6 protein-coding genes are annotated in these 12,239 nt (G+C 65.0%); 4 read left to right on the top strand and 2 right to left on the bottom strand.

The genetic code is table 11. The annotated features are described in order from the left end of the window. Nucleotides 1-6: 6 nt before the first annotated feature. Nucleotides 7-3,408: a maltose alpha-D-glucosyltransferase gene (gene treS / locus MMB74_RS24455; RefSeq protein WP_277431246.1), complete on the bottom strand. Its 3,402-nt coding sequence runs from the start codon at nt 3,406-3,408 to the stop codon at nt 7-9. Further along, nucleotides 3,398-6,907 carry a maltotransferase domain-containing protein gene (locus MMB74_RS24460; protein ID WP_277431247.1) on the bottom strand — a complete coding sequence of 1,170 codons (3,510 nt, stop codon included), beginning with the start codon at nt 6,905-6,907 and terminating at the stop codon, nt 3,398-3,400. The genes treS and MMB74_RS24460 overlap by 11 nt, the downstream gene beginning before the upstream one ends. A 493-nt stretch (nt 6,908-7,400) precedes the next feature. Between MMB74_RS24460 and MMB74_RS24465 the strand changes: the two genes are divergently transcribed. From MMB74_RS24465 to MMB74_RS24480, 4 genes are all read left to right on the top strand, one after another. Beyond that, complete coding sequence (locus MMB74_RS24465) at nt 7,401-7,901, top strand: VOC family protein (protein WP_277431248.1); 501 nt, start codon at nt 7,401-7,403, stop codon at nt 7,899-7,901. Between the two features lie 199 nt (nt 7,902-8,100). Beyond that, nucleotides 8,101-8,670: a sugar dehydrogenase complex small subunit gene (locus tag MMB74_RS24470; RefSeq protein ID WP_277431249.1), complete on the top strand. Its 570-nt coding sequence runs from the start codon at nt 8,101-8,103 to the stop codon at nt 8,668-8,670. 130 nt (nt 8,671-8,800) lie between these two features. After that, nucleotides 8,801-10,402 (top strand): GMC family oxidoreductase, encoded by a 1,602-nt coding sequence (locus MMB74_RS24475; protein WP_277431250.1) that lies wholly within the window; start codon nt 8,801-8,803, stop codon nt 10,400-10,402. 27 nt (nt 10,403-10,429) lie between these two features. Further along, on the top strand, nt 10,430-12,091 hold the full coding sequence (locus tag MMB74_RS24480; RefSeq protein ID WP_277431251.1) for a cytochrome c: 1,662 nt from the start codon (nt 10,430-10,432) through the stop codon (nt 12,089-12,091). Nucleotides 12,092-12,239 lie beyond the last annotated feature (148 nt).

Genomic DNA, 12,239 nt, shown 5'->3' on the forward strand with positions numbered 1-12,239 from the left:
CGATTCTCAGGTTTGCGCGGGCGCGGGGGCCGCGTCGCCGTCATCCGACTTGCCAAGCATGCGCGCGGCCAGCATGGAAAGTCCGCGCAGCGGCAAGCCGAGCCAAGTAGGCCGGTTCGCGGCTTCGTAGCGCACCTCATAGGCCGCTTTTTCGACCAGGAACAGGTCGAGCAAGGGGCCTTCCGCTTGCGGCGCAACGAGCGGATGCACGGCACGGCCGACCGCTTCGCGATAGCCCGCCAGGAAGCTCTGTTGGCCTTCTTCGAGGAAGCGTTCGAACAGTGCGCGCTTGCGGTCGGCCGTTTGCGCCGGCGCATTTTCCGAAACGGGCTGCGCCGCCGCACTGGCATACGAAAGCGAACGCAGCATGCCGGCCACGTCGACGAGCGGGCTGCGCTTCATGCGGCGCTCCTCCAAGCTGCGGGCCGGCTCGCCCTCGAAATCGATGAGGTAGACATCGCTTTGTGCGATCAACACCTGCCCAAGATGGAAATCGCCGTGAACGCGGATACGCAACGCATCTACGTCGTGCGGCACATGCCGTTCCAATGCGGTGACGAGCGCCGCGCGCCGACCGACGAGCTCCTGCGCGAGCGCGCGCGTCTCTTCATCCAGCGGGCCATTTTCCTTGGCGGCCTCGGCGGCCAGCACGTCGAGTGCGTGCTCGAGCATCGAGCGCGCACCGTCGATCCAACCGCGCACGTCGGCGCGCGTCGCTTTCTCCGCGGCGAATGCGGGATCGTCGCTGGGCGCCGCCAGCGCGGCATGCAATTCGCCCAGGCGCCGTCCGATCGTGCCGGTGAGGGCGCGATAGCCTTCGAGTTTCTCGCTATCGGCGTCCTCGGTTTCGGGCGCGAGAACGAGTTCGTCGATCACGCGGCGCAGGTAGTCGAGCACCCAGTTCCATGCGTCGCCCTGATTGTCGATGAAGCCTTGCAGCAGCGCCAGCGTGTGCGGCACACCCTGCGGATCGACGCGCACGACCTCGCCGTAAAGCGGCGCCGTGTTGGCATAGCCGATCTCCGTCAGATGCCGGCTCATTTCGGCTTCGGGATGGATCCCGCCGATGAGGCGCCGCACGAGCTTGAGCACGGCGCGATCGCCGATCACGAGCGAGCTATTGCTTTGCTCGGCGGCGATCCAGCGAATTTCCGGCGTGGCGCCAAGCGAGTCCAGCTCGTCGAACCGCGCCGTCGGCACGAAGCGGATTTCGCTCTTTTGCACCGTCGGCACGACGGCCCGTTCGCGCAGCTTTTGCAGCACGCCATGCGCGAACAGCGGCAGCGCGAAGGCGTCGGTCAGATGGCCGATGTTGCGGCCCCGCCGCACGCGCGCAAGGGCGAGTTGCATGAACAGCGGCACCGTCGTCTCGGTGCCCCAGGAGATGGCAAGTGGGAGAACGTAGCGCTCCGTGTGGCGGCCGACATCGGCCTCGATCTCGGTGAAGGCGAAGCCCGCGTCGGGGATCGTGGTCAGCGCGGCTAGGCGCACGGCATGCAGCTTCTGGTCTTTCGACGCGAACCAGCGGCGGCGGCTCAAGTACGACGGCAGTACCTCCGATTCGAGCAATCGCACGTTCTCCGGCGTCGGGCCTGTTTGCCCCGCGCGCAGCACGAGCGTGATGAACTCCGGCAGCTGCTCGGAGCCCGCCTGCGCCCAGGACGGACGGTCTTCGTTGCTGCAGAGCAAGAACCATAGAAAACCGTACGGCGGGAACGTCAGCAGATACGTGAGTTGACCGATCGCGGGAAACACGGAGTCGGCCGTCATCTCGACGGGCGAGCGCCCCGCGAACTCGGACAGGTCGAGTTCGACGGCTTGGGGCGCGCGCGAGAGGTTCGCCACGCACAGTATCGGCGCTTCGCCCTCCATCTCGCGCAGGTACGCCAGGATCTTGCGATTGGACGGCCGCAAGAAGCGAATCGTGCCGCGGCCGAACGCGCGCTTGGATCGCCGCGTGGCTAGCATGCGGCGCGTCCAATTGAGCAGCGAATGCGGATCGCGCGTCTGGGCTTCGACATTGATCGCATCGAAGCCGTATAGCGTGCCCATGACGGGCGGCAGAACGAGCTGCTCGGGGTCCGCGCGTGAGAACCCGCCGTTGCGATCCGACGACCACTGCATCGGCGTGCGCACGCCGTCGCGATCGCCAAGATGAATGTTGTCGCCCATGCCCAGTTCGTCGCCGTAGTAAATCACGGGCGTGCCCGGCATCGAGAGCAGCAGGGAGTTGATGAGCTCGATGCGGCGCCGATCGCGCTCCATCAGCGGTGCAAGGCGGCGGCGAATGCCTAAATTGAGCCGCGCGCGCCGATCGCTCGCATAGGTATTCCAGAGATAGTCGCGCTCGGAATCGGTGACCATCTCGAGCGTGAGCTCGTCATGGTTGCGCAGAAAGATTGCCCATTGACACGAGGGTGGCAACTCCGGCGTCTGCCGCATGATGTCGGTGATCGGAAACCGATCCTCGCTCGCGATCGCCATATAGATGCGCGGCATCAGCGGGAAATGAAATGCCATGTGGCATTCGTCTTCGCTACCGAAGTATTCCTGCACGTCCTCGGGCCATTGGTTCGCTTCGGCGAGCAGCATGCGGTTCGGATATTCGGCGTCGATCGTGGCGCGAATGCGTTTGAGCACCGCGTGCGTTTCGGGCAGGTTCTCGTTGCTCGTTCCCTCGCGTTCGACCAGGTAGGGCACCGCATCGAGCCGCAGCCCGTCGATTCCCATATCGAGCCAAAACCGCATGACCTGCAGCACTTCGCGCAGCACGGCCGGATTGTCGAAGTTCAAATCGGGCTGGTGCGAGTAGAAGCGATGCCAGTAATAAGCGCCCGCGACGGGGTCGTGCGTCCAGTTCGACGGCTCCGTGTCGATGAAGATGATGCGCGTGTTTTGGTACTTCTTGTCCGTGTCGGACCAGACGTAGTAATTGCGATGATTCGATCCGGGCTTGGCGCGGCGCGCGCGCTGAAACCACGGGTGTTGATCCGACGTGTGATTGATCACGAGTTCGGTCACGACACGCATGCCGCGCGCGTGCGCGCCTTGAATGAAGCGGCGCAGATCGGACAGCGTGCCGTAATCGGGGTGAACGTTGCGGTAGTCGGCGATATCGTAGCCGTCGTCGCGACGCGGCGACGGATAGAACGGCAGCAGCCAAATCGTGTCGACGCCGAGCTCGGCGATGTAGTCCAGCTTGGCGATGAGCCCGGGAAAGTCGCCTACGCCATCGTTGTTTGCATCGAAAAACGACTTCACATGGACTTGATAGATGATCGCGTCTTTGTACCAAAGCGGATCGTCGGACAGCGCCGGTTTGCTCGCACGCCGCGACGTGCGCGCGTTGTCGGCCGATCCGGTCTGCGCGGTGGCGGCCGAATCGAGGGGGTGATCTTCACGCTTCATGGTGCGTCTCCGAGGCGTCGCGCCGGCCGTGGCTGCCGTGCGCTGCGTGGCCCGCGTGGCCGAGTTGCACTGCCAATGTCTGCGCGCGTTCATCGTGCGGCATGCCCGCGGCCGGCGCAATGCGCCAGATCGCGAACGGCCGATCCGGCTCGATCCGCACGTGTTGGCGCCGCCCGCGCCATTCGGTGGTCGCACCTGTCACGAGATCGGTCGCGGCGAGGGCGTCCCACTCCTGCATGCGCCAGTGCTCGAACACCTGCGACGGCAGTTCGATGTCGGCCTCTTGCGCCGCGAACGGATCGAGGCTGATCGCAACGAGGACCACGTTCTCGCGTGAAGGCGTGGCTTTCTCGAAGAACAAGATGCGATCGTTGTGCGCGGTGAGGAACGTGAGGCCCAGGTGCGAGTGCAAGGCGGGATTGGCGCGCCTCACGCGGTTGAGCATGGTGATGACGTCGACGATGTTGCCGGGCCGGTGCCAATCCCATGCGCGCAGTTGATATTTCTCCGAGTCCAAATACTCCTCGCTGCCCGGCAATGCCGACGCTTCGCAAAGCTCGAAGCCGCTGTACACGCCCCACAGCCCCGACAACGTGGCAGCCAACGCCGCGCGGATCATGAAGCCTGCGCGCCCTTGCGCCTGCAAATGGCGCGGATTGATGTCGGGCGTATTGACGAAGAAGTTCGGCCGGAAGAATTCGCGTACGTTGGTTTGCGTGAGTTCGGTCAGGTATTCGGTGAAGTCGCGTTTGGACTCGCGCCACGTGAAGTACGTGTAGGACTGCGAAAAGCCGAGTTTCGCGAGCCGGTACATGAGGCGCGGGCGCGTGAACGCCTCCGATAGGAAGATGACGTCCGGCTCACGTGCGCGAATGTCGGCGATCATCCACTCCCAAAACGGCAGCGGCTTGGTGTGCGGATTGTCGACGCGGAAGATGTGCACGCCGGCATCGATCCAGAAGGCGATGATGTCGCGCAGCGCGAGCCACAGAGCAGGTTTCGCATCGTGCGCGTAGAACTCGGGGTTGACGATGTCCTGATACTTCTTCGGCGGATTCTCCGCATAGCGCAGGGTGCCGTCGGGGCGCCAAGCGAACCAGGTTGCGTGTTCGGTCAGCCACGGATGATCCGGTGCGCATTGGATCGCGAAATCGAGCGCGATCTCGAGCCCGTGCGCATGCGCGGCGGCGAGCATGCGCTTGAAATCGTCGAGCGTGCCCAGTTCCGGATGAACGGCGGTATGGCCGCCTTCGCTGCTGCCGATCGCATACGGGCTGCCGACATCGCCCGGTTGCGCATTGAGCGTGTTGTTGCGGCCCTTGCGATTGATCTTGCCGATGGGGTGAATCGGCGGAAAGTAGAGCACGTCGAAGCCCATGTCGCGGATGCGCGGCATTTGCGCGATGACGTCGTCGAACGTGCCATGACGCGAAGGATCGCCGCTCATCGAGCGCGGGAAGATCTCGTACCAGCTCGCGAAGCGCGCGGCGGCGCGTTCGGCGTCGATGCGGTAGATCGTGGCATCGCGCGATAGGAACGGCCGGTGACGCGCTTTGGCGACGGTTTCGGCCGTTTCGGGCGCTAGCAAGACTTCGAGCCGCGCGGCCGCATTAGCATTCGAAAAGCGCAACGCGATGCGCTTGAGCTCCGCAATGGCCGCGTGCTGAGCGGCATGCTCGCGATGTTCTTGATGGATCTGCTGCTGCGCGCCGGTTTCGTCGGCCGTCTCGGCTTCGGCCAGCACGCGCGCGAGCAGATGACGCGCTTCTTCGAGTTCGAGTTCGACCGTTTGATTGGCGTCGAGCTTCTTGCGGATGTGATCGACGAGCGAGGCGAAATCGTCGCGCCATGCGATCACCGTGAATTCGTAGCGGCCCACGCGCGAGAGGGTGATGCGGCCTTGCCAGAGATCGAGCCCGGCCGGCTGCGCGGGCCGCATGGGCGCCTCGTGCCAGGCGGTTTCGTCGACCGCGCGCCAGATGACGGCGGCAGCGATCTTGTCGTGGCCTTCGCCGAAGATCGTCGCGCCGACGTCGATCGCTTCGCCGACGACGCGTTTCACGAAGAAGCGCCCGCCATCGACCGAGGGCGTCACGCTCTCGATGGCGATACGCGGGGCGGCGATCGCCTCCATCGCCGAAGCGGTCGCCGCGCGTTTGGAGGTGCGCGGCGTCGCCACGCGGGGGCATGGCTGGGCACGATAAAGGCGCACCTCGCCCGGGGCCAGCGCGAACGGCTGGAGGGGCTCAGGCGGCGTCGTGCAAGGCTCGGCCAAAGGCTTGAACGCCATGAAGTCGCCGGGCACGCCATCGAGAAAGCGCGCGGGCTCGACGAACGCCGGGCGGCTCAGATCGGGGTTCGCGAGCAGCAGCACGGCTTCTCGCGCGCCGCGCAAATCGGGGCATTCGCCGCGCAGTACGGCCGCCACGTTCGCGCCCGCGGCCGACAACTGACGCACTTCGCCGACGGTAGCGAGCAGCGAAGTTTGCTGTTGCAGCGCATTGGCCTCGCGCACGGCAGCGGACAAGTCGAACCGCGCGGCCGCGCAGGCGTCGCGATAGCGCGCTGCGGTGCCGGTCGTGGGCGAGAGCGGTTCGGCGATGCCGTATTCGAAACCCATTGGCATGAGCCAACCCGTGCCGAGTGCGACGCTTGCGGCGATCGCGCGGCGATAGGCCCGCTCGATCGCGGTCGCGTCGGCCGCATAAGCGAACTCGCTCGCGAGGCGCGGCCCGTAGGGCGCTTCGGGAAAGGCGATCGGTGCGCCTACGCGTGCGAGCGCCGCATGTTCGTCGGCCAGCCAGTCTTCGCGGAAATCCCACCAGCGCACCGATGAAAAGACGCTGTCGAACCCCACCGGCGCGAGCCGCGCGAGGTCGCCCCGCGCGAGCCCAGGCGTGGACGCGAGCAGGCGTGCATTCACCCGCTTGGCGCGCACGGCCGTGCTCAGTTCGCGCCAGGCATCGACGGGCACGTGATGCGGCGAATCGAAGCGAAACCCCGCGACGCCGGCATCGGCCAGCGCGGTGAGGCGCTCGCCCCACCAGGTCGTCCACTGCGTGACCGCATGCGGATCGCCGAAGTTCACATAGGCTGCGTTGTCCTCGTGCCGCACGTGCCGGGGATCGAGCCGGACCTGGGCCGGCTCATAGGGATGAAACCATTGCGGATGCGTGCGCATGAGCGCGCCGTCGGCCGCGACGCGATCGAGCACGATGTCCAGAAGCAACTGGAGCCCTTGCGCCTGCGCCTCTTGTGCGAGCCGACGCAGTGTGTCGTCGGCGCCGCCGGTCGCTTCGAAGATGGGATGCAGCCGTGTATGGTCGGCTACGAGCTGCAGGTGAGCCGCTTGCCCCGTGGCGAACGGCGAGCCGATCAGAACGTGATCGAAGCCGAGCGCCGCCGCGCGCTCGAACTGAGCCGGCCAAGCCGCGAGCGGCCCAACGAGGAGGGGGTGAATGAAGTAAATCCGCGGCGCATACGTATGACGATGTTCCATCGGTCCGTTCCAGTTCGTCCGGCGATGTGGATGCACGTCCAAAGCGGCGCGGTTAGCGCGCTAGTGTGCGATCGCATCGCATTGTCAGGCGGCGCTCGATGATCCGCGCACCGGCGCGGGCGGTTCATGAGGCGAGGCGTCGCGCGAAAGAGGCGAAAGCACGATGCATGCCGCTGCTGGAGAACCGAATCCCGCGTCCGACGAACGAATTGCGTCGATGACCCCCAGTATGCGCGCCCGGGCCGGGGCTGGCATGCCGTTTTCGTCTGGGCGATCGCGTTTTCGATGCGGCGGTGACGCGCCGCATCGACTAGTCTTCAGGGCGAAGCGATCGATCCCGCCGTCCGCCTGATCGGGTGTAAATGTGACAGCTGGCAGCCCTTTTTTACATCGATACGGGCCGGCCTCGATCGTGTGCGTCGTCTTACGCCAGGGTGCACGCCGTGTGCGACGGCAACCCCATGAAATCGCCGCCGGGTGAAATGGAGGAGTCATGCAAGACGCAGCCGCGCAAAAAATTACGCCGTTTCTATGGTTCGAGCGCGAGGCCGAACAAGCCGCCGCGTTTTATACCTCCGTCTTCGAACGTTCGAAGATCGTCGATGTCATGCATTACGGCGAGGCGGGGCCGGGCGAGCGCGGCAGTGTCATGAGCGTGACATTCGAAGCAGACGGCCAGACGTTCATCGCGTTGAACGGCGGCCCGAATCCGCACATGGCGTTTTCGCCCGCGGTGTCGTTCTTCATTCGTTGCCGGACGCAACACGAAGTGGATCGGCTTTGGGACAAGCTCGGCGAAGGCGGCGAACGGCTGCAATGCGGGTGGCTGCGCGACAAATTCGGCGTGACCTGGCAAGTGGTTCCGAGCGTGCTCGGCGACATGCTGCGCGACGAGGATCGCGGGCGGGCGGCACGCGTCATGCGCTCGATGATGCAAATGTTCAAGCTCGACATCGCTCAGTTGCAGCGTGCATACGACGGCGATGCAGCCTGACGCTATGAATTTGCGGATCGCGATTGTCTAAATGCTGCGACGCGGCTATATTCGCTGCCAGTGGGCGAGCGGGTACCGCCCGCGCATGGATCGCGGACAACGAAAGACCGCCTGGCGAAGGCGGCGTTCAAGACCGGAGTCGGGGGGCGAACATTGCCGGCGTCTGCCGGTGTTGTCCTGGACAGATGCTGGAGCCCACATGACAGATGCCCGAATTCGCCGGCCACACGACGTACCCCGCGTGAAGCCGGCTTCGACCCGCCGAGAATTCTTGATGGGCGCTTGCGCTTCGGCGGCGGCGCTGGCTTTCTCCGCCACGATCGGGTTGCCCTTGGTTTCGCGGCGGGCGTTGGCTTTCACGCCGCCTGCGGGCGGCGGGCTCGATGCTTTCACGGCCCTTTCGCAGCAACTGACGGGGCGCGCGAAGCTCGATGCGTCGCTGGCCTCGCGTATTTACGACGCCCTTTCGAAGGCCGATAGCGCCTTCGTCTCCGATGTCGCTGCACTCAATACCTGGCTCAAGACTCACGGCGGCGTGCCAAGCGATACCGTGACGGCCGCGCTCGCGAGCGAAGACGCGCGTTTGTCGAAGACGATCGGGCACATCATGCGAGCCTGGTACCTCGGGCTCGTCGGCCAATTGCCGACGGTGCAGGTGCTCGCGTACGAACACGCATTGATGTTCGATCCCGTGAACGACGTGCTCACCATCCCGTCATATTGCAGGGATGTGCCGTTCTATTGGACACACAAGCCCGCGTCCATCTGACCGACCCGGCCAAGGCGATGACGGCCGCGTGGGCTTGCGCATTGCTGGGTAGTCCCTGCATTAATTAGGTAGTGGTAGTCCCCGCATTCCGAAAGAACACAAGCAGAACAACGAATCAGGCGAAGCGCTTATGGCAAACAACCCTTCCGCCGACGTCGTGGTGGTCGGCTCGGGCGTGGCAGGCAGTCTCGTCGCGCATCAGCTCGCTCTGGCGGGCGCCTCGGTCATCCTTCTGGAGGCCGGGCCGCGCATCCCGCGCTGGCAGATCGTCGAAAACTTCCGCAATTCCCCGGCCAAAGCCGACTTCGCGACGCCGTATCCATCGATGCCCTACGCGCCGCATCCGGAGTACGCGCCGGAAAACGGCTATTTGATTCAAAAGGGCGATTACCCGTACAACTCGCAGTATCTTCGGTTGGTCGGCGGCACCACCTGGCACTGGGCGGCTGCCGCATGGCGCTTGCTGCCGTCGGACTTCAAGCTGAAGACGACCTACGGCGTCGGTCGCGATTGGCCGTTCCCGTACGAAACGCTGGAGCCTTGGTATTACGCAGCCGAAGTGGAGCTGGGCGTATCGGGACCGGACACCTCGATCGATCTGGGCTCGCCGCGCTCGAAGTCCTATCCGATGGCTCAGCTTCCGCTCTCGTACATGGACGCGCGCTTCAGCGACGTGTTGAACGCGAACGGATTCAAGGTCGTGCCCGAGCCCGTCGCGCGCAACAGCCGCCCTTACGACGATCGACCCACGTGCTGCGGCAACAATAACTGCATGCCGATCTGCCCCATTGCCGCGATGTACAACGGCATCGCGCATGCGGAGAAGGCAGAGAAGGCCGGGGCGAAGTTGATCCCGGAAGCGGTCGTCTACCGCATCGAAGCGGACGACAAGGACCTCATTTCGGCCGTGCATTACAAGAACCCGTCGGGCGGCACCACGCGCGTGACGGGCAAGCTCTTCGTGCTCGCGGCCAATGGCATCGAAACGCCGAAGCTCATGTTGATGTCCACGTCGGGGAAGTTCGCCCACGGCATCGGCAATAGCTCCGATCAAGTCGGCCGCAATCTGATGGACCATCCGGGCACCGGCGTGAGTTTCCTCGCGAACGAAGCGCTATGGCCGGGGCGCGGGCCGATGGAAATGACGTCCGTCGTCAATTTCCGCGATGGGGCGTTCCGCTCCGACTATGCGTCGAAGAAGCTGCATCTTTCCAATGGCGTGCCGACGATGTCGATTACCGCGGCCTTGCTCGAAAAAGGCCTCACGGGCGCGGAGCTCGACCGGCAGATCCGCGATCGCGCGGCGCGCACATTGACGATCAACAGCTTCCACGAGCACCTGCCCGAACGGCAGAACCGCATCGTGCCGTCGTCCGATCACAAGGACGCGCTCGGCATCCCGCAGCCCGAGATCTATTACTCGATCAACGACTATGTGAAGAAGAGCGCGGCCAATACGCATGAGCTCTACGCGCAGATCGCGAGTTTGTTCGGCGGCACGGAGGTGACGTTCGACGATCGTTTCGCGCCGAACAACCACATCATGGGCACGACGATCATGGGCGCCGATCCGAGCGATTCGGTGGTCGACGCCGACTGCCGGACGCACGATCACCCGAACTTGTTCCTGGCGACGAGCGGCGTGATGCCCACGGCCGCCGCGGTCAACTGCACGCTGACGATCGCAGCGCTGGCGCTGCGGCTTGCCGAGAAGCTCAAGCATGAGCTCTGATTGCGCGACGACTCGATGAGACTCCCGATGACGAATCAGCGACTCAGTTCCCGTGCGACCCCCGAGCACCATCGCGCGATGCGTCCCGGTGTGCGCAGGCGTCCGCTGCGCATCGCCGGCTTCGCGGCCGCGTTCTCGGTGTTCGCCTTGTATCTTGCCTGGCATGCGTCGAGCGAGAACGACATCTCGCCGGGCGATGAAGTGCCGCTTTCCGTGGCTCGGGCGCAAGGCGCGAGCGAAGTGGCCGTAGCCGCGGCGAGCGGCGCCCATGCGCGCAGTGCAGGTTCGGCTTCGGCGTCGAACGCCTCGGCGGGCTCGGGCGCCTCGGCATCGACGAGCCAGGCCGCATCGGCGGCGGGCATGTCGTCGATGACGAACGCGGCGTCGTTGGCCAATGGCGCGTCCGGCGGTGCGCCGGCGACGTCGTCCGTTGCCGGCGCGGCGGGACCCTCGGGCGGTTCGGACGCTGCGGCAGCGGGGGCCGCGGCCGACGGCTCCGCGGACGATCTCGTCAAGCGTGGCGAATACCTTGCGCGGGCTGGCGATTGCGTGGCTTGCCATACCGCCGACAAGAGCCGTCCTTTCGCCGGGGGGCTGCCGATCGGCACGCCGTTCGGCACGCTTTACACGCCGAACATCACACCCGACCCGGACACCGGCATCGGCCGCTGGACCGATGCGCAGTTCTTGCGGGCGATGCAGGAGGGCGTCGGCAAGGCAGGCGAGCATCTGTATCCCGCCTTCCCCTACACCGAGTACACGCGGGTAGCCGAGCGCGACCTGCTGGCGATTCGCGCCTATTTGAATTCGCTGACGCCGATCCGCTATACGCCTCCCCGCAACGAGCTGAGTTTTCCCTTCAACCAGCGGTGGTTGATGTTCTTCTGGAAGATGTTCAATTTCCACGAGGGCCGGTTCGTCCCCGACCCGAAGCAGAGTCCGCAGTGGAATCGCGGCGCTTATCTCGTCGAAGGTTTGGCGCACTGCGAGGAGTGCCATACGCCGCGCAACTTCATGCAGGGGCTCAAATCGAGCGATCGCTTCTCGGGAGCGGTGCAGGCGGGGTGGCGGGCGTTCAATATCACGCCGGACAAGGCGGGCGGCATCGGCAATTGGAGCGACGAGGACATCCAACACTACCTGGCGACGGGCGTGGCTGCAGGGCGGGCGAACGCGGCCGGACCCATGGCGGACGTCGTTGCGGACAGCACGCAATATCTGACGAGCGACGATTTGCATTCGATCGGCGTTTACTTGCGATCGTTGCCGCCGGTGTCGGGCGGACAAACGCGCGCGCGCGACCAATGGGGCCAGCCTGCGGATGACGTGAAGCGCTTGCGCGGCGCGCAGATCAAGGGCGTGGATGGCGCGCAGTTGTTTGTCGCCAATTGCGCGAGTTGCCACAACTGGACGGGGCAGGGCATCGGCGGCACGGCGCCGCTCGCGTATCCGTCGCTGATTCATAACAGCGCGGTCGGTTCGCCCGATGCCGATAACTTGGCGATGGTCATTTTGCACGGGGTGAATCGCCAGACGAAGGAGGCCGCCGTCATGATGCCGGGCTTCGGCGACGAACTGAACGACGAGCAAATCGCCGCCCTCGCGAACTACGTGACGCAACATTTCGGCAATCCCAAAGCGACGGTGACTGCGCAGGACATCGCGACGCTGCGCAAGCGTCAGCAGTAGCAATAGCAGCAGCGGCCGACCGCCGAGGCGCCGAAGGACCGAAGCGCCAAAAAACCCGACGCCATCGGCCTCTCCATGCTCCCGGCGACGCGCGCACGGCGCGTCGCCGCACGTCTTTGCGGATTGATCGGTTGTCCCTGTCCGAGCC

This window comes from Trinickia sp. Y13, assembly GCF_029522115.1.
GTDB lineage: Bacteria > Pseudomonadota > Gammaproteobacteria > Burkholderiales > Burkholderiaceae > Trinickia.